Below are 19,243 nucleotides of genomic sequence, written 5' to 3' on the forward strand. Positions count from 1 at the left end.
GTTGTAAGCTTATTAATTTGTTTTTAATTCTTTTGTGATTAGTTGTTTCTCGATTCGAGCGTCTTCACGAGGCCCGCAATCTTTTGGCCTGCATTAGCCTGCAATGCAGAAATAACATTCTTGGCCGGGGACTGCAGCAGCGCGATGATGTCGCCGATGAGTTCCTCCTTGCTCTTGATGTTACACAGAGCGTCCAGCTGGTTGTCGCCCACGTAAACGCATCCTTCGGCAAAAGCCGCCTTCAGGACGGGCTTATCCGATTTCTTGCGGAACTCCTTAATCAAAACAGCGGGAGCTTTCGCAACGTTCGTGAACATAACCGAGGTAGGACCCTCCAATACTTTTACCAGATCAGCATCGGCCTTTTCCACCTTTTCGAGGGCTTTGCCCAGGAGGGTGTTCTTAACGACCACCAATTTTACATCGCTCTCGAAGCACTTGCGGCGCAGGGCAGCGGTCTGCTCTGCATCCAGCGACTCGATGTCGGTGATGTAGAAGTGAGGATAAGCCTGGAGCTGCTCGGCGAGGTTGTTAATTACAACCAGTTTTTCTTCCTTAGTCATCTCTTCTCTCCTCCTTCTTATTTGGTTTCTACTGATTTGGAATCAATCTGCACGCCGGGGCTCATGGTGGTCGAGAGATAAATACTCTTCACATAAGAACCTTTGGCAGCAGCCGGTTTCAGCTTGATAATCATATTCAGCACCTCTTTCGCGTTTTCCACGATCTGATCTGCCGAGAACGAAACCTTGCCTACCGTCGTGTGGATGATACCGAATTTGTCGACCTTAAAGTCGATCTTACCGGCTTTCACCTCGCTTACGGCCTTGCCGACTTCCATAGTAACCGTACCGGTCTTGGGGTTCGGCATCAGTCCGCGGGGACCCAGAATACGGCCCAGCGCACCGACTTTACCCATTACGTTGGGAGTACAGATGATCACGTCAACGTCGGTCCAGCCGGCCTTGATCTTGTCAACATACTCGTCCAGACCTACATAGTCAGCGCCTGCAGCCGTCGCCTCGGCCTCCTTCTCGGGAGTACAAAGCACCAGCACACGCACCGTTTTACCGGTTCCGTGGGGAAGCGTCACCACGCCGCGGACCATCTGGTTCGCCTTGCGGGGGTCAACACCCAGACGCACGTCGATATCCACCGAAGCGTCGAATTTCGTGAACGTAATTTCCTTCAGAAGAGCGGCAGCCTCCGGGAGCTTGTAAGCCTTAGCGGCTTCCACCTTAGCGTAGGCGATCTTTTGATTTTTTGTCAACTTACTCATCTTCTTCGCAATTACATATTAGGAAATTCTCCGACGACACTGATACCCATACTGCGGGCAGTACCGGCAACCATGCGCATAGCGGATTCCAGTGTAAAGCAGTTCATGTCAGGCATTTTGTCCTGAGCAATTTCGCGGACCTGATCCCACGTCACCTGACCGACCTTGTCGCGGTTAGGCTGAGCGGAACCCGTCTTCGCTTTGGCTGCTTCCTTGAGCTGGATGGCTACGGGCGGCTGTTTTACGACAAAGTCGAACGACTTGTCGCTGTAAACAGTGATGATGACCGGGAGAACCTTTCCCGCCTTGTCCTGCGTACGAGCATTGAATTGCTTGCAGAAGTCCATGATATTGACTCCCTTAGAACCCAATGCGGGACCAACCGGGGGCGAAGGATTGGCGGCACCACCTTTGATCTGCAATTTAATAAATGCAGCAATCTCTTTTGCCATAGTTTTCCTTGGTTAATTATTCTTTTTCTACTTGGGTGAAACTCAACTCCATAGGAGTTTTGCGCCCGAATATCTTCACCGATACCGTGAGTTTCTTGCGCTCGTTGTCGACGGCCTCGATAGTACCTTGGAAGCTCGAGAAAGGACCGTCCGTAACCTTGACGGTCTCGCCGACAAAGAAGGGTATTTCGTTCTCCTCCTCCTGTGCGCTCAGTTCGTCGACGCGGCCGAGGATGCGCGCAACCTCCTGCGGACGCAGGGGCGTAGCGTTCATCTTGCGGCTGTCCTCTTTGGTGTCGCCGAGGAAACCCAGCACATTGGGAGTATTGCGAATTATAATCGGAATCTGGCCGACGAAAGCGGCCTCCACCAACACGTAACCCGGATAAGAAACCTTCTCTTTCGAAACCTTCTTTCCGTTGCGGATGGTATAGACTTTTTCGGTAGGAATCAACACCTGGGAAATGTAGTCCTCCAGATGGTTATGGCGGATTTCGGCCTCGATATACTCTTTGACCTTTCCCTCCTTACCACCGATAGCACGGACGACATACCACTGTTTCTTAATCTCGCTCATCGTTTCAGCAAACAATTAACGGCCAAGATTTCCCAGGGTCTTGTAAATGCCTGCCATCACGTTCTCGAACGTCACGTCCATTGCCAGAACGACCACGGCGAAGATGACCGAAGCCACCATCACGACGATCGTAGAACTCTGGAGCTGCGGGAACGTAGGCCACGTTACCTTGTTTACAAGCTCGTTGTAAGATTCTTTAACGTATTTGAACATATCTTTGTCTTTTACTCTTGGCAGGAGCAGAGAGATTCGAACTCCCATCAACGGTTTTGGAGACCGCTATTCTACCCTTGAACTATGCTCCTAAAAAGGGAGGCGATGCGGTTCACCGCCTCCCGGAATATCGATTGTGAATTACTTCAGAATCTTCAGGATCTGACCTGCACCTACCGTACGGCCACCCTCGCGGATTGCGAAACGAAGACCTTCGTTGATAGCTACCGGGTAGATCAGGTTTACGGAGATGGTTACGTGGTCGCCCGGCATAACCATGTCTACGCCTGCGGGCAGGTGAACCTCACCCGTTACGTCCATCGTACGCAGGTAGAACTGGGGACGATAGTTGTTGTGGAACGGCGTGTGGCGGCCACCCTCTTCTTTCTTCAGGATGTAGACCTCAGCCTCGAACTCGGTGTGCGGGGTGATCGAGCCGGGTTTAGCGACTACCATACCGCGCTTAACATCCTTCTTGTCGATACCGCGGAGCAGCAGACCTACGTTGTCGCCAGCCTCGCCCTGATCGAGCAGCTTGCGGAACATCTCGACGCCCGTACAGGTCGACGTGAGGGTCTTCTCCTCGAGACCTACGATCTCAACGGGATCACCTACGTGGATGATACCGGTTTCGATACGGCCCGTTACAACGGTTCCACGGCCGGTGATCGAGAACACGTCCTCGACAGGCATCAGGAACGGCTTCTCGTTCTCACGCGGGGGAATCGGAATATATTCGTCGACAGCAGCCATCAGCTCCATGATCTTCTCTTCCCACTTAGCCTCGCCGTTCAGGCCGCCGAGTGCGGAACCACGGATGATGGGAGCGTTGTCGCCATCGTACTCATACTTCGAAAGCAGGTCGCGAACCTCCATCTCGACGAGGTCGAGCATTTCGGGATCGTCAACCATGTCGCACTTGTTCAGGAAAACAACGATGCGCGGTACGTTCACCTGACGGGCGAGCAGCACGTGCTCGTTGGTCTGGGGCATCGGACCGTCCGTAGCGGCAACGACCAGGATAGCACCGTCCATCTGAGCGGCACCGGTAACCATGTTCTTCACATAGTCGGCGTGGCCCGGGCAGTCTACGTGAGCGTAGTGACGGTTGGCCGTCTGGTACTCAACGTGCGAGGTGTTGATCGTGATACCACGCTCTTTCTCCTCGGGAGCGTTGTCGATCGAGTCGAACGAACGGAGCTCCGACAGACCGTTCTTAGCCAAAACGGTCGTGATAGCAGCGGTAAGAGTGGTCTTACCGTGGTCAACGTGACCGATGGTACCGATGTTTACGTGCGGTTTCGACCGGTCGAATTTTTCTTTTGCCATAGTATTAAGTATTTAAAGTATTGTTAAAAATTGTCCTAAAGTTTTAAAATTCATTTCGCAGAACGAGCGAGCGACACAAACTCCCCATTTCATTCAACGGAGGCGTTCGCATCACACGCTGCTGCGTACTGGAGCGGAAGACGAGGCTCAAACTCGCGACCCTCAGCTTGGAAGGCTGATGCTCTATCAACTGAGCTACTTCCGCAAAAATATACCGCATCAGAGTCATCCCTCCCCTCGCACCGTCTTCCGACGGCGTCCGGGTCTTGCAACTCCAACCGGCACTCTCTTTTAGTGGGAAGTGATGGATTCGAACCACCGAAGGCGTAAGCCAGCAGATTTACAGTCTGCCCCATTTGGCCACTCTGGTAACTTCCCAATTTTTGTGCTCCCTGTTCCGGTTTTGTTTTCCGTTTCCGAAGAAACCCGACCTGGCTTCGAGCCATGCGCCGTCTCTTTCGGAGGGGGCTTTCGTTTGCCGCTGCTCGTTTTGTTCGACCGGATCCTTCGATCCGCTTCTCGCATCGGCTCTCCGAGCCGATGGAGGGATTCGAACCCCCGACCAGCTGATTACAAATCAGCTGCTCTGGCCAACTGAGCTACATCGGCGTATTCACCGTTTTGGATTGCAAAAGTAGGCATAAAAAATTTACCTCGCAAATTATTCGGGATAAATTTTCTACTTTTTCACTCTTCTCAAAGAACGTCGCCCGATCGTCCTGACTTCAGGGGCGAAATCGGGTGCAAAGATAGGAAAAGTTTTGAATAACACAACAGCTTCTGCGAAAAATATCGCCCTTCCGGGCCAACTATATTACGCGCCGGCCCGACCGGCATCGCGGCGGTTCTCCCAAGGAATATTTCCGCGGCCGCAATACCTATTTTATATAAGAAATCCGAATTCGCTTATTTTTCGTATCTTTAAACCTGAGAATTTATGCATTATGGAAACGATACCCCTTTTCGGCCCTTACAGCCTCCGGGCTCTTCGCGCGGAAGACGCCCCGGATATCTTCGCTTCGATCGACACGCAGCGCCTCCATTTGGGGCGCTGGCTTCCGTTTGTAGCCGACACGCACCAGATCGAACAAACCCGGCAGGTAGTGGCCGGCATGCTTGCCGACACCGCCAACCCGGTCTTCACGCTCCGCGACGGCTGCACCTTTGCCGGGCTGATCGGGTTCAAATCGGCCGACGGCCGCAAGCGCAGTATCGAGATCGGCTACTGGCTGCGCGAAGAGCAGCAGGGCAAGGGGATCATGACGGCTGCCGTGCGGGCGCTCTGCGACCTCGCATTCGGAGAAATGGGGATGCAGCGCGTGGAAATCCGCTGCGGAGTGGGCAACCTCCCGAGCAACCGTATCCCGCAGCGCCTCGGCTTCCTGCGCAGCCACATCGAAATGCAGGGCGAGCAACTTTCCGACGGGACGTGGATCGACCTGAACGTCTACGTGCTGACACACTAAAAAAGGAGGCTCCGAAGAACCTCCTCTTATCCGGACCGATCGGCCGCCCTATTTCTTTTTGATCGAGCTGATCAACTGCGCGGGCGTCGCCTGCAGGTAATTCTTGCAAAACCGGCTGAACTGCGTGTAGTGGCGGAATCCATACTTGTTCATCAGCGCCTTAGTGCTGTCCTCGCCGTCGCGGATGTCCGTAAAGACCTTCAGTGCCTTCTGGCGCATCATCCAGTGATAAACGCTGTCGTTGAAATGCTCGGCAAAGCGGCGCTTGAACACCGAAAGGCTCATACCTGCGAGCGAAGCCAGTTCGGCGACACCCTGTGCCTTGTCGTAATTGTTGCAGACGAAGACGCGGAAATTGTCCTGCGGCTGAATCATCGACTGGAAGAAGTAAGCGTGTTCCGTCGGCGTGTAGAGCACCTTGATCATCATGAAAAGCTCGGTGGCCTTCATCCGGTGGTAGCGCACGCAGTTGAACATCTGGCGGATTGTGAAGAATGTGCCCAAAAGGCGCTCTATCGCCGGGTGCATCGAAAGCGTGGGAACCGATTCGGTCGGGACAACCGAGTCGTAGGGCATTACTTTGTCGAAAATATCCTGCTCACAGAACTCGATACGGTGAATGAGCGACAACACGACCACATGGGTCTCGTCATCCTGGGCCGTAACGACGAAGCGTTCGCTGCGGGCGAGACACACGCACTGTTTCGACGTAACCAGACGTACCGTATCGTTGCCGTGTTCCAGCTTCAGCGATCCCGACATGACGAAAAGGATGCGCACCATGCGGTCGGCAGGGAACGTTACCCCTTCACCGGCCGCAAACGTAAGCTGCGAAAACCGGCAATAGGTCGAATCGCCGATGCGGCGAAACGGTGCTGGGAATGTAGGACAACTACTACAATCCGCAGTGCAACTCTCCTTCAGCGACGACTCCTCAAACTGCGGTTGGGGTTGATAATCCATAAATTATAAATCTGTGTGATGTGATTTTTATAGACAAAATTACAAAAAAAATCAGAATAGCAAGCAAATAGGCGTCCGCAAGGCTAAAAAAAGTCCCTGCCGCAACCGGCAGGGACTCTGCAAAACATCGCAAAGGCGGCAAAATGCCTATTTATAACTAATGATCAAAATTTTCGAAGACTCCCAGAAACGCACGGGATCGGTGATGATCAGTTTCTCGACGACCTTGTTCGCGTCGGTCACCAGTTCGTACGACCCCTCGGGGTGCGACGTGACAAGCGAGGCTTTCTTCTGTCCTACGGGAATTTCCGACAGCAGCCGCGAATCGGCCATCGTGAAACTGTCCAAATTGCTGTTCTTCCCGACGGTCAGCGTGCGGCCGATGAAACCCTGCTTGTTGATGATCTGTGCATCGCGCAACTCCTTCTCGGCCCCCACGATATAGTAAACCGTATTGAGCTGGTTCTGCAATTCGACCTTCTCGCCGCTCAGGTTCTCGACCTGGACGCTCCGGGCAGCCACCTCCTGTGTGAGGTTCTCCACTTCGGCTCCCATTCGGGTCAGGTTCTCACGGAGCTGTTCCACTTCGGCATTCTTCTCTGCCAATTGTTTGTTTATGCCGGCAATCATCTTTTCCAACCCGTCGATACGCAGATTCGCCTTGCGCAGCAGGGCCGCCGAACGTTGCAGCGATTCGATCTTCGATCGGTTCTCCTGCAGCAGGCGGTCGATGGCTTTGATGTCGTTGTTGATCTCCTCGACGGGACGGCGGCCGCTCTCGGCCTCCCCGGCCACGGTAATGAGGTTCTCACGCGACTTGATCAGCGCGAGGTTCTCCGATATGGCATTGATGTCCGCAAACACGGCATTGATCAGCGAATCTTTCGCGCTGACGACCGTCACCAGCGAATCGCGCTGGCTCTCCGCCTGAACTGCGACCTGCTTGCTCACGCAGGAGGTAAAGACCGCAACGACGCCCAGCGCCGCGGCGATCAAACTATTTTTCATCTTGTTTTTCATGGCTCCAACACTCTATGTTTTACAATCTTGTTCGCCTTCGGGCGCAAATATATATATAAAAACAAGACCTTGTTCAGAATTTTTCACAAAGCCTGAAAATTCCGTGCCGGAGCCAAAAATAACGGGCCGCAACTTTCGTTGCAGCCCGTTTTTGCAAATGCGGAAGCATGATTACTTCGCACCTTTCTTATCGTAGCGTTTTGCGTAACGGCTCATAAACTTATCGACGCGACCAGCGGTGTCAACCAACTTCATCTTACCGGTGTAGAACGGGTGCGACGTGTTGGAAATTTCCATCTTATACACGGGATAGGTTTCGCCGTTCACTTCGATGGTCTCTTTTGTCGAAACGGCGGACCGACACAAAAACACGATGTCGTTGGACATGTCCTTGAACGCCACCAAACGATAATTCTCCGGATGAATACCCTTTTTCATTTCGTTGTTTTTGTTTTTAATTATTGCTTAAGCGGGACAAAGGTACGAATTAATTTGCAACAAACAACATCCGGCGCACTTTTTTTCACACTCCGAAGGCCGGAGAGTTGCGCAATCTGAATACTTTTTTTATCTTTGCGCCACAAAAGCGCTCCACAGGCGCAGGACCGGGCCCATAGCTCAGTTGGTCAGAGCAGCGGACTCATAATCCGAAGGTCGTGGGATCATGCCCCTCTGGGCCCACTGAAAAAGGTTGCGAATCGTCGCAACCTTTTTTTGTATCTCCGCTCCGAATCCGGCGGCCAACGCCGGCCGAATCCGCGGCCCGCTGTAAAATAATCCGGGAAACGCGGATTTTCATAAATAATTTCTATCTTAGTACTTCCATTGATGTTGCCGACACCCTGCCCGAACCAAGGCGGCAACATGCAAACGACCACGACTACAATGACCGACAACGAACTGGCCCGGGAAATACGCGACGGGAACCAACTGGCATTTACCATGGCTTATGATAAATACCAGCGGCAGTTGTATGCCTTTGCCTGCAGGTATACGCGCAACGGCACACTGGCCGAGGATATCGTACAATACACATTCCTCAAGTTATGGGAAACCCGTTCGAGGCTTCTGCCCGCCTCGGGCCTGGCCGGCTACCTCTTCCGGATCGCAAAGAACCTGACGCTCAACGCCCTGCGCGACTACATCCCGACACAGTCCGAATACAAGGACACGACGGCGCCCGCAAGCGAGTTCCTGCCCGACCTGGAGCGCCACAACCTGATGGAACAGCTCGACAAAGCCATCGGTCAACTCTCACCGCAGAAAATCGAGGTCTGCCGCCTGAAAATCCACGAAGGCCTCTCCAACGCCGAAATCGCCGAAAAACTGGGTATCTCGATCAATACCGTCAAGGTGCTTTACCACCAAGCCGTCACCCAACTCCGCAAACTGATGCACTCGGGTTACGCCATCCTGCTCATCCTGCTGGTGAGCCGCTGACGCACGCAGCGATTTTTTCAAAAAAAGCAAATTCTCCATAATACTTTTTACGGCGTCGTGTGTATTACTATAAAACACGACCCAGTATGAAGCAACCGAAGCGCACACCTATATATGACAAAGAACTGCTCCTTGCCTATTTCGACGGAAAATGCCCTTCCGAACAGGAAAACGACATCCGGCTCTACCTGAAAACCCCCTCCGGGCAGCAAGCGGCCTCGGAGTTGATGGATAAGGACATTGCCTCGGTTCTGAACGGGGAGGCCGGGAATGCCGCCCCGATGCCTCCGGCCGGCCTGCGGGAGAAAATCCTGCGGGAAATCGGACTGCGCATCCGCCGCAGACAACGAATCCGGACGCTGTCCCGCATCGCAGCCGTCGCGCTTCCGCTCGTGTTCCTCAACCTGTTGCTGCTGGGCCGCCTCTACGACTGGGGAGGGGAGCAAATCGCCTACCAGAAAATATATGTCCCTGCCGGCGAACAACTCCGCATGCTGATGGCCGACGGCACGTCCGTGATGCTCAATTCCGAGACTACACTGGAGTACCCGGCCCGCTTCGACCGCAGGAACCGCCACGTACGCCTGCAGGGCGAGGCCTATTTCGAAGTCGCCAAAGACCCGGCCCGCCCGTTCCGGGTCGAAGCCGGCGGCATGACGGTCCGCGTCCTCGGGACCAAATTCAACCTCAACACATCGGCCCCGGAATCGACGCAACTCTACCTGCAGGAAGGAAGGGTCAGCATCGAAGAACACCTCTCGGGCAAACGGCGCAGCTACGACATCGCCCCGGGCCAACTCTTCGAAATGGACCGGGTATCGGGCCGTTGCACCTTGCTGCCCAATGCCGACACGGCCGCCGTGGTCGGCTGGATGCACAAACGCTTCTACTTCAAGAACACTCCGCTGAAAGACCTGCTCGGATTTCTCGAACACAACTACGGCGTAGAGTGCCGCGTAACGGACAGCCGCCTCTACAAATACACCTATACGATCAATTTCAACAACGAGTCGGTCGACCAGATTCTTTCCGCCATGGAGCGGATCACCCCCATGCGTATCGTCCGCGTCGCCGATTCGATCACAATCCATCCGCTCGACAGGTAGCGGCAAAGAAAACTGAAAACCGAATGACCTAAACCATAAGACCATGACCTAGAAACCAACCCTCCCGACAAAAAAAGAGCCGGGTATGCCCCACATACCCGACTCAGGTGTCAGAACCAGTACACAAATTACCCAATCCTAACAACTACAAATGTATGAAAAACAAATTACAATCGGCGGAAGTCCGGCAAAAAAAACGCCCCTACGCCCGACTTATCTGCCTGTTTTTCTTTTTCACACTGTTTTCGATTCCGGAACTCAGGGCCCAGAAAGTGACCCTGCTGTTTTCCGATGCGAAGATCGAACGAATCATGGAGGAGATTACCCGGCAAACCAACCTCCCGTTCGCCTTCAGCCGTGAAGTCGTCGACGTGAACCGGACCGTCTCGATCCAACTGACCAACGCGGACCTCGGCGCCGCACTGACGCAAATGTTCGCCGGAACCCGCATTTCGTTCCGAATTACCGACCGGCGCATCCTCCTGGCCGACCGGGATACCATGAAACAGAACGGCCAGTGGTTCGTCACGGGCAAGGTCACCGACGAAAACGGCTCACCGATCGTCGGCGCCACCGTCCTGCTGCAAGGCACGACCCGCGGTACGACGACCAATGCCGACGGCGATTACCGGATCGCCATCCAGGAGGGCGACACCTCACCCGTGCTGCTCTTCTCGTTCATCGGATACGACCTGCGCAACATCCCCGTATCGTCCTCCCGGTCGGTTGTCAACGTCACGATGAAAAGCACCTCGACAGCTATCCAGAACGTAGTGGTGACGGCCCTCGGCCTGACCCGCGAAGAGAAATCGCTGGGTTATGCCGTCTCGAAGGTAAACAACGAACAACTGAACTCGACCGTTTCGAGCAACTGGCTCAACTCGATGGCGGGCAAAGTCGCCGGACTCAACCTCGAAGGCACTTCGTCGGGCCCGGGCGGATCGATCCGCGTGACGCTGCGCGGCGAAGGCTCGCTGTCGCACGACAAGAACACGGCCCTGTTCGTCGTCGACGGTATCCCCATCAACAGCGACATGACCGCCAGCAGTTCGGCCTCGCAGGCTTTCGATGTCGACGCCCCGATCGACTACGGCAACGGAGCCAGCGACCTCAACCCCGAGGACATCGAATCGGTGTCCGTGCTGAAAGGTCCCGCCGCTACGGCCCTCTATGGTTCCCGTGCGGCCAACGGCGCCATCATCATCACCACCAAGTCGGGACGCACCGGCAAAGGCATCGGCGTCACGTTCAACTCCTCGTTCACGTTCGAGCGCGCCGGCTTCTGGCCCGATTTCCAGACCGAATACGGCGCCGGCAACGGCAACCTGACCAACATCGACCAGCAGCGCTACTACAACTACTGGAGCGTGAAGGCGGACGAGGCGGAAGACGGCATCGCAGCCCCCAACCGCGTCTACTCCCGCATGGGATTCGGCTCCAAATTCGAAGGACAGATGTTCTACCAGTACGAATCGCGCAACTGGGAAACGGGGAAATACCACAAACTGCCCTGGAAATACAACGACAACTGGTACAAGGGGCTTTTCCAGACCGGAATCACCTATAACAACAGCATCTCCGTCGAAGGCAGCAACGGCAAAGGCAGTTCGGTCCGCCTCTCGCTGCGCGACTCCCGCAACGACTGGATCATCCCCAACACGGGCTACAAGAGCCAGAACATCAGCTTCTCGGTCGTCCAGAAACTCAACCGCTTCATCACCTTCAAAGGCAAGGTCACCTACTACCGCAAGAACAGCGACAACCTCCCTATGTCGGGCTACAACCCCGCGGCGCCGCTCTACACGCTGCTGTGGAATCCGACCGTCATCGGCGTGGATTCCTACGCCCGCGAGTATAACAACGACCGCATCCGGCAGATGTACCAGGCGGGCACGGAGTATCTTTTGATCAACTCTTCCTATGCCGACAACGTCTACATGCAGCTCTACCAGCAGCTCAACACGCTCGACCGCGACCGTGTCTACGGCAACGTGGCCGTGACACTCGACCTGCACAAGAACCTGACGCTCGACCTGCGTTCGGGCATCGATTTCTACAACGACTTCCGCACCCAGCAGAAACCCTGGTACTCTTCGGGCTACCAATATGGCTACTACAAGGAACAGACCGTCCGCAATTTCGAGATGAACAACGATTTCCTGCTCACCTACAAGAAACGCTTCGGGGATTTCGACCTGACGGCCTCGTTCGGCGGCAATAACATGGTCTATAACTACCAGAACGTACAACTCACGGCCAAAGACGGCCTGCAGGAGTACAACATCTTCAAGATCAGCAACTCGAAGACCATCCCTTACAGCTACGCCCGCCGCAGCAACAAGTCGGTCAACAGTTTCTACGGACTGATCAACCTTTCGTGGAAGGACATGCTCTACCTCGACATCACCGGCCGCAACGACTGGTCGAGCGCCCTGGCCCGCGGCAACAACTCCTATTTCTACCCCTCGGTGAGCGCCAGCGTCCTGATCGACAAAATATTCAATTTCAGCGACAAAGCCCCGTGGATCAACCTGCTCAAGGTCCGCGGTTCATGGGCCAACGTCGGCAACGACACCTCGCCTTACAGCCTCAACCACGTCTATTCGACCAGCAGTTTCGCCAGCGCCTATTACCTCTCCGGCACGATCCAGAACCCGAACATCAAGCCCGAAAACGTCGAAAGCTACGAAGTAGGCCTCGAAGCGCGGCTGTTCGACAACATCTGGTCATTCGACGCCACCTATTACAACTCCCGCACGACCGACCAGATCATCGGCGTCCCCGTCGACCAGACCACCGGCGCCACCAGCATGCTGATCAACGCCGGCGAAGTCCGTAACAAAGGCGTGGAACTCTCCACGCGTATCGTTCCCGTCCGGACCGAGCACACCCGCTGGGAGATCAACCTCAACTGGTCGAAGAACTGGAACAAACTCGTCAGCCTCGCCCCGGGCGTGGAGGTGTGGCAGCTCAACTCGGGCATGAACATCAGCGGCAACATCTACATCAACGCCTATCCGGGCAAGGAACTGGGCCGCCTCTACGGCCGCGGATACAAACGGGCCCCGGAGGGCGCTTTCTACACCGACGCCCAGGGCCGCAACATCAGCTGCGCCGGACAGGTCGTCGTCGACCAGGCGAGCGGGGCCCCGGTGCTGACCGGCACGGAAGACCCGCTGCTCGACCTGGGCAGCATCTACCCCGACTGGAAGGCGGGCATGACCCATACTTTCTCGTACAAGAACCTGAAGATGGCCCTCACTTTCACCGGACAATGGGGTGGCAACGCCTATTCGGTCACCCACTTTGCGCTGGCCTACCAGGGCAAACTGAAAAACTCGCTGCCGGGACGCTACGCCGGGCTGATCCACGAGGGCGTAAACCTCAATGCAGACGGCACTTACCAGAAAAACACCACCATCACGCGGGACATCGCCGACTACTACTCGACCTATGTCTACGCCCGTGAAAATGCCGAGAACAACACCTTCGACACCTCTTTCCTCAAGCTCAAGGAACTCCGTATCGAATACGCCCTGCCGTCGAAAATCTGCCGGAAGACGAAATTCATCCAGGGTGCTTCGCTGGCCTTCTACGCCACCAACCTCTTCTGCTGGACCAACTTCCCGATCTACGACCCGGAAGCCGGTTACATGGTGGGTTCCTCCATCAGCCGGGGCATTGAAGCCGGCGCCTATCCCCTGACGCGCACGTACGGTTTCAACCTTAAACTGAACTTCTAACTCCGAGAACCATGAAAAAACTCAAATACCTGGCTGTTATCGCGTGCGCCGCACTGACGGGCTGCGAACACCTGTTCGACGAATACAACAGCGATCCCAACAATACCGAAATGTGGCAGATCCATCCCGAAAGCATGATGGAACAACTGCTCTTCTCCGCAGCGGACGAGTTGATGTACGGAACCTGGCAGCTCAACGGCGAACTGATGCAGTACACCGTCAACCTCCAGTCGGAGAACATCCACCGCTACATCATCCGCGACAACTACGTCAACACCCCCTGGAGCTACCTGTCGAAATGGGCCGCCAACGCGGACCACATGCGGCGGCTGGCCATCCTGAAAGAGGAACCCAACTGCCAGGCCATCGCACTGACCATGCGCGCGCTGATGGTCTCCAACCAGACCGACCTGTTCGGCAGCATTCCCTTCAGCGAGGCCTACCGGGGACGCGACACCGTCGCCGTCACCCAACCCCGGTTCGATACGCAGCAGGAGGTTTACACCCAACTGCTCGACGACCTGGAGCTGGCCAATTCGCTCTACAACGTCAAGAAACCGCTGCAGACCCCGACCAAGGACCTGATCTACGGCGGCGACCTGAGCAAATGGCGGAAATTCACCAATTCGCTCCACCTGCGCCTGCTGATGCGGCTCTCGAACCGCGACCAGGAGATGAACGTCACGCAGCGAATCCAGGCGATCGTCGGCAACCCCACGACCTATCCGCTCTTCACGAGCAACGCCGACAATGCCGTGCTGACCTTTACCAACATATCCCCGAACGTCAACCGCTTCGGCAAGTACACCGAAAAGAGTTTCTCCTCGAACACCCGCGTCATGGCCGAATACGTCATCAAACTGATGGACGAGCTGGGCGACCCGCGCCTGGTCATCTACGCCCGGCAGCAGAACAACGAGTGGAAAGGGCTCGCGAGCGGCTACCCCACGACCGAGACGATCAACGACGGCAGCGCCACGCTGAACAAGGACGTGCTGGGCGACTACACCTCGCCCTCCACCTACATGCGTTACGACGAAGTGCTGTTCATCCTCGCCGAAGCGACCTACCGCGGCATGCTCCGGGGCGGCGAGATCGAGGCGCAGCGCTACTATGAACAGGCGATTCTCGCCTCGATCGACTTTTGGGACAGCGTCAACCCGTCGACGGTGCGCGTAACGCAGGCGCAGAAGGACCAGTACATCCTGAAAACGACCTACAACAACACACTGGAGCAGATCATGACCCAGAAATACATCGCGCAGTTCTGGTGCGGTTACGAGGCCTGGGCCGACTATCGGCGGACGGGCTATCCGGTGCTGATCATCGGCACGGCCACCGACAACAACGGCATCCTCCCCACGCGGCTGATGTACCCTTCGCGGGCCCAGCAGACCAACAGCGTCCACTACGAAGAGGCTGTCCGCGAGATGGGCGGCGACAACATGCGGATTCCCGTATGGTGGAGCCAGAAAGCAACCAGCAAATAGTCATTCACCGTAACCCAATGATTTCATGAAAACGAAAATATACCACCTCCGCAACCGGGTCCTGGGCCATGCCGCCGCCTGCATATTGGCATGCACGGCCGCTCTGGGCATCTCCTGCCAGGAGGACGACACCCATTCGGAAGATCCTTACATCCGTTTCACCGAGGAGATCACGTCCCTCTCCTACGACAAATCGGGCGGGAAACAGGAGATCGAAATGTATACCAACATGGGGGACTGGACCGTCGAAACCACCTTCGCCGAAGACGGGCAATGGCTCGACATCTGGCCCCGCGAAGGGCGCAACAGCGGCCGCTTCACCATCACCGTCGACAAGAACGAAGCGGCTTACAGCCGTTTCGGAACGGTCAACGTAGTCGTCGGCGGCAAATCCGTCAAGCAGTTCACCGTGCGCCAGCTTTCAAGCGACGTGAAGTTCCAGTTGGATATGGGCGGCAACAACATGACCGCCTCGGCCAAAGGCTCGGAGTTCACCATCGGCTTGATCACCAACATCGGCTGGAAGGCCGAAGCCATGGGCGACGCTGCCGGGTGGATCACCCTCGGCGCAACCACCGACAGCACCCAGGTCCTCACCATCCGCAGGAACGACGGCGACGAACGCACCGGCCAGGTCCGGTTCTACGCCCTCGGGACCGGGCTGGAGGATTTCCAGGCCACCGTCAACATCAAGCAGTTCGACCAGGCCCACGACCCCTACAACGGTACGCAATTGACCGTCGCGGAACTGATGGGCAAACTCAGCGACGGCATCGGCCGCGTCACGGAGAACTGCTGGGTGGAAGCCACCGTCGTCAGCGACCAGAAACTGCTGAACTTCGACAACAACCAGATGGTCGTGCAGGACGACAGCGGCCGCGGCATGCTCATCGAGTTCGCCAACGCGAAGGACAACACCTACCAACTCAACGACAAACTCAAAATCCATCTCTACGAGGCCGAGTTCGTCCGCGATCCGGTCACCCTCGGCTCGAAACTGGCCGCCTTTACCACCAACTCGGTCTTCGAACAGTCGGAAGGCACGCCCGTCGTCCCTGTCGAGACCGCCATCGACCGACTCGACCGCTACGAGAACACACTGGTAACGCTGCCCGAGGTCGAATTCGCCGTTCCGCTGGGCACTTACTACAACAGCCAGGAAGACGGCTATGCCACCACCGCCGTACATGCAGCTTCGGCGCCCTACAACGACGGATTCACCCGCTACGGGCACATCCTGCGCGACCGTGCGGGCAACACCGCCAAACTCTACACGCTCAGCTACTTCCTCCAGCGTTACGCCCAGATCATCCCTTCGGGCAGCGGCCCCGTCAGCGGCATCGTGCTCAAATACACGAAGAACGACATTACAGAGAACACGCTCCGGATGCGGAGCCTCAGCGACATCGGGGTATCCGCCGACGCCTCAACGCGCCTGAGCAATACGCTGGTGCAGTTCGGGCCGTTCGACTGGAACGCCACCCCGCTCGACGCCGTCACGCCCGCCGTCGGCAGCGGCGAGGTCAAATCGACAGCCTACCGGGGCGTGCAGAGCGCCGGGGCGATGACCTACGGCTGGAGCCATACCCGCAAGGACACCCCGGCCACGATCACCGTCGCCCCCAACGGCAAGCAGACCGCCAGTCCCGCCGTGACCCAGCAGATGATGTATCCCTACCTCTATTCCAGCAACTTCTGGAACTTCATCGGCTCGACCATGAACCGCACCGGAAACGACGACCCCGACTACAAGGGCGAAGCCTGGGTCTTCAACGTCACCAACTTCCAGGCTTCGGGCGGCGACCTCATGCTGGTCTTCACGACCGCGAGCAGTTGGGGAGGCCCGCTCAAGATGCACATCGAATGGGCCGACGACGAGAACGCGGCGCTCAACCAATACCACGCCATCGCCGACTACTTCAGCCCGATGTGGAACGAAGGCTCTTCTTTCCAACTCAAACAGTTCTCCGTGGCCCTGCCCAACGAACTGAAAACGAAGAAGAAATTCACGATCCGCTTCCGCAACATGGCCAACCTCCGGGCTCCGAACGACGGCGGCAAGCTCTCTTCGGGCGGCTACTCGGGAATCGGATTCTGGGCGATCACGGAACGGAAATAACCCATTGCCGGCTGCGGAGGGAGGCCGCGCGCTTCCCTCCGGCCGACGCCGGCCGACATCCAATTACGAACCTTCAAAGCTATACGAAATGAAACTCAATAAATTCTTCTCGATCCGGCTGCTGTGCTTCCTGCTCCTGCTGCCGCACATAACAGGCTGTAAAAGCGACGACACCGCACAGGAGCCGTTCCAGCAGGAAAAGCTGGTCACCGACCTCTACATCCCGGGCACGACGTTCTACACGTCGACCGTCAGCGAACTGACCATCCAGGGCAAAGGATTCCGACAGGGCGATACGTTCAGCCTGCGCAGCGAAGGCCGCCAGGACACGCCGCTGACCCTGAAGGCCATCGACCCGGCCTACATCACCTTCGCTGTTCCGCAGGAGATCGAAACGGACGAATACACCCTGATCCTCACCCGGGGAACGCAGGAACAGCCGCTGGGCGTGCTGGCCTTCCGCCGGAGCATCAACCTCGACGTTCCCGACAAAGACCTGATGACCATCAAAGGGGCCGTCTTCTGCGGCAGCACCCCGGTCGTGGGCGCTGTCGTATCCGACGGCGAGGAGGTCACCACCACCGACGACAACGGCTACTACTGGCTCGGGTCGCGCAAATACCACGGCTACGTATTCGTGTCCCAACCTTCGGGATACGACCCCCTTACGGTAAACTCCCTGCCTCAGTTCTGGCAACCGCTCACCGAATCGCAGTTCGTCTGCGAGCAGCACAATTTCGAACTGGAGAAGGTCGACAACGACAACCACGTCATGCTCGTCACCGCCGACATCCACCTGGCCAACCGCGTCAACGACCTCAAACAATACAAGGAGTTGTTCATCCCGGATATCACCCAGACCATCGAAACCTACGGCGGCCGTCCGGTCTATACGATGGTGCTGGGCGACATGACCTGGGACCAGTTCTGGTACGACACCAAATACAACATGGAGAGCTACCTCAAGACGCTGGCCGACGCCAAGATTCCCAGCACGTTCTACCACCTGCCGGGCAACCACGACAACGACCCCTACTATGCCGGCGATTTCCAGGCCGAAGCCGCCTACAAGAAGTACCTCGGACCGACCTACTATTCGTTCAACCTGGGCAAGGTCCACTACATCGCCCTGGACAACAACGTCTACATCAACAACGGCGCCTCCGTCGGCACGTCGGGCGACAGGTCGTTCGGCAACTACCTCACCCAGATCGAACTCGACTGGCTGAAAAAGGACCTCGCGCTGGTTAGCAAGAACACGCCCGTCGTGGTCGGGCTCCACTGCCCCGTCTTCGGATTCAACAGTTCGCTGGAGATCACCAACGCGATGAACAGCCTGGCCGACAACGAAAACCTAATCGGGTGTTTCGAAGGTTTCTCCGACGTTCACATCCTCACCGGCCACACGCACGACACCCACAACACGGTCTATTCGGCGTCGATCATGGAGCACAACACCCCGGCCGTCTGCGCCACCTGGTGGTGGACGGGCCACTACGGCAACGGGCACATCAGCCGCGACGGCACGCCCGGCGGCTACGGCGTCTACGAGATCGACGGCTCCGATATCCGGTGGCATTACAAGGGACTGGGACTGTCCCGCGAAAAGCAGTTCATCACCTACGACATGAACTCCGTGAAGAACTACTTCCGCACCAACCAGATGGCCGTCAAGTTCCTCAAAGCCTACCCCACGCGCGACGACTACAAGGACGTGGGCAGCAACGTGGTCTACATCAACGTCTGGAACTGGGACCCCGAATGGACGATCTCGGTCAGCGACGGCGTGAAGGAACTCCCCGTCAAGCAGATCTACGGACTCGACCCGCTGCACACGGTCAGCTACGAGGTGGCCCGCGTCTCCGACGGCGGTTCCTACACGGCCGCCTTCGCCACGCAGCCCTGCGTCCACCTCTTCGCGGTCACGGCCCCCGACGCCAACACGACGCTGACGGTCACCGTCACCGACCGCTTCGGTAAAACCTACAAAGAGGTGATGTCGCGCCCCAAGGCCTTCGCCGTAAACATGCAGTAGACAACCAAAAC

Annotated in this window: 16 protein-coding genes and 5 tRNA genes; 8 read left to right on the forward strand and 13 right to left on the reverse strand. The window is 56.5% G+C overall.

What is annotated here, in order from left to right; all coding sequences use genetic code 11:
- Positions 1-38: 38 nt before the first annotated feature.
- From rplJ to I2E69_RS03280, 10 genes are all read right to left on the reverse strand, one after another.
- The gene (gene rplJ / locus I2E69_RS03235; RefSeq protein WP_195458703.1) at positions 39-563 is read right to left on the reverse strand and encodes a 50S ribosomal protein L10; all 525 of its coding nucleotides are present in this window, start codon (positions 561-563) and stop codon (positions 39-41) included.
- Between the two features lie 17 nt (positions 564-580).
- Positions 581-1,279: a 50S ribosomal protein L1 gene (gene rplA, locus I2E69_RS03240; protein WP_195458704.1), complete on the reverse strand. Its 699-nt coding sequence runs from the start codon at positions 1,277-1,279 to the stop codon at positions 581-583.
- A gap of 11 nt (positions 1,280-1,290) precedes the next feature.
- Entirely contained in the window at positions 1,291-1,731 is a 441-nt protein-coding gene (gene rplK / locus I2E69_RS03245; RefSeq protein ID WP_195458705.1) for a 50S ribosomal protein L11, read from the reverse strand.
- 16 nt (positions 1,732-1,747) lie between these two features.
- On the reverse strand, positions 1,748-2,308 hold the full coding sequence (gene nusG / locus I2E69_RS03250) for a transcription termination/antitermination protein NusG (RefSeq protein WP_195458706.1): 561 nt from the start codon (positions 2,306-2,308) through the stop codon (positions 1,748-1,750).
- 15 nt (positions 2,309-2,323) lie between these two features.
- Positions 2,324-2,521: a preprotein translocase subunit SecE gene (gene secE / locus I2E69_RS03255; protein ID WP_195458707.1), complete on the reverse strand. Its 198-nt coding sequence runs from the start codon at positions 2,519-2,521 to the stop codon at positions 2,324-2,326.
- Positions 2,522-2,539: 18 nt separating this feature from the next.
- Positions 2,540-2,613: transfer RNA gene (locus tag I2E69_RS03260), tRNA-Trp, on the reverse strand.
- A 49-nt stretch (positions 2,614-2,662) separates the two neighbouring features.
- The gene (tuf, locus tag I2E69_RS03265; RefSeq protein ID WP_195458708.1) at positions 2,663-3,850 is read right to left on the reverse strand and encodes an elongation factor Tu; all 1,188 of its coding nucleotides are present in this window, start codon (positions 3,848-3,850) and stop codon (positions 2,663-2,665) included.
- Between the two features lie 129 nt (positions 3,851-3,979).
- A tRNA-Gly gene (locus I2E69_RS03270) sits at positions 3,980-4,055 on the reverse strand.
- A 90-nt stretch (positions 4,056-4,145) separates the two neighbouring features.
- A tRNA-Tyr gene (locus I2E69_RS03275) sits at positions 4,146-4,228 on the reverse strand.
- 157 nt (positions 4,229-4,385) lie between these two features.
- Positions 4,386-4,459, reverse strand: a tRNA-Thr gene (locus tag I2E69_RS03280).
- A gap of 335 nt (positions 4,460-4,794) precedes the next feature.
- Between I2E69_RS03280 and I2E69_RS03285 the strand changes: the two genes are divergently transcribed.
- Complete coding sequence (locus I2E69_RS03285; RefSeq protein WP_195458709.1) at positions 4,795-5,316, forward strand: GNAT family N-acetyltransferase; 522 nt, start codon at positions 4,795-4,797, stop codon at positions 5,314-5,316.
- Between the two features lie 48 nt (positions 5,317-5,364).
- Here the strand turns inward: I2E69_RS03285 and I2E69_RS03290 are convergent, their stop codons facing one another.
- The 3 genes from I2E69_RS03290 to I2E69_RS03300 form a co-directional block, all read right to left on the reverse strand.
- Entirely contained in the window at positions 5,365-6,279 is a 915-nt protein-coding gene (locus I2E69_RS03290; RefSeq protein WP_229095344.1) for a helix-turn-helix domain-containing protein, read from the reverse strand.
- A 147-nt stretch (positions 6,280-6,426) separates the two neighbouring features.
- The gene (locus I2E69_RS03295) at positions 6,427-7,287 is read right to left on the reverse strand and encodes a hypothetical protein (RefSeq protein ID WP_195458710.1); all 861 of its coding nucleotides are present in this window, start codon (positions 7,285-7,287) and stop codon (positions 6,427-6,429) included.
- 183 nt (positions 7,288-7,470) lie between these two features.
- Complete coding sequence (locus I2E69_RS03300) at positions 7,471-7,737, reverse strand: type B 50S ribosomal protein L31 (RefSeq protein ID WP_195458711.1); 267 nt, start codon at positions 7,735-7,737, stop codon at positions 7,471-7,473.
- 169 nt (positions 7,738-7,906) lie between these two features.
- On the opposite strand from I2E69_RS03300, the gene I2E69_RS03305 reads away from it, so the two are divergent.
- The 7 genes from I2E69_RS03305 (at position 7,907) to I2E69_RS03335 (ending at position 19,232) form a co-directional block, all read left to right on the forward strand.
- Positions 7,907-7,980 (forward strand) — tRNA-Ile (locus I2E69_RS03305).
- A 183-nt stretch (positions 7,981-8,163) separates the two neighbouring features.
- Positions 8,164-8,739, forward strand: coding sequence for an RNA polymerase sigma factor (locus I2E69_RS03310; protein WP_195458712.1), 576 nt, complete (start codon positions 8,164-8,166; stop codon positions 8,737-8,739).
- A gap of 86 nt (positions 8,740-8,825) precedes the next feature.
- Complete coding sequence (locus I2E69_RS03315) at positions 8,826-9,845, forward strand: FecR family protein (RefSeq protein WP_195458713.1); 1,020 nt, start codon at positions 8,826-8,828, stop codon at positions 9,843-9,845.
- Between the two features lie 155 nt (positions 9,846-10,000).
- Entirely contained in the window at positions 10,001-13,588 is a 3,588-nt protein-coding gene (locus I2E69_RS03320; RefSeq protein ID WP_195458714.1) for a SusC/RagA family TonB-linked outer membrane protein, read from the forward strand.
- An 11-nt stretch (positions 13,589-13,599) separates the two neighbouring features.
- The gene (locus I2E69_RS03325) at positions 13,600-15,078 is read left to right on the forward strand and encodes a SusD/RagB family nutrient-binding outer membrane lipoprotein (protein ID WP_195458715.1); all 1,479 of its coding nucleotides are present in this window, start codon (positions 13,600-13,602) and stop codon (positions 15,076-15,078) included.
- A 25-nt stretch (positions 15,079-15,103) separates the two neighbouring features.
- Positions 15,104-17,197, forward strand: a complete 2,094-nt coding sequence (locus I2E69_RS03330; RefSeq protein ID WP_195458716.1) for a DUF5689 domain-containing protein — start codon at positions 15,104-15,106, stop codon at positions 17,195-17,197.
- Positions 17,198-17,285: 88 nt separating this feature from the next.
- Positions 17,286-19,232 (forward strand): calcineurin-like phosphoesterase C-terminal domain-containing protein, encoded by a 1,947-nt coding sequence (locus tag I2E69_RS03335; protein ID WP_195458717.1) that lies wholly within the window; start codon positions 17,286-17,288, stop codon positions 19,230-19,232.
- The last annotated feature ends 11 nt before the right edge of the window (positions 19,233-19,243 follow it).

The organism is Alistipes sp. D31t1_170403_E11, from assembly GCF_015553985.1.
GTDB classification, from domain to species: domain Bacteria; phylum Bacteroidota; class Bacteroidia; order Bacteroidales; family Rikenellaceae; genus Alistipes; species Alistipes montrealensis.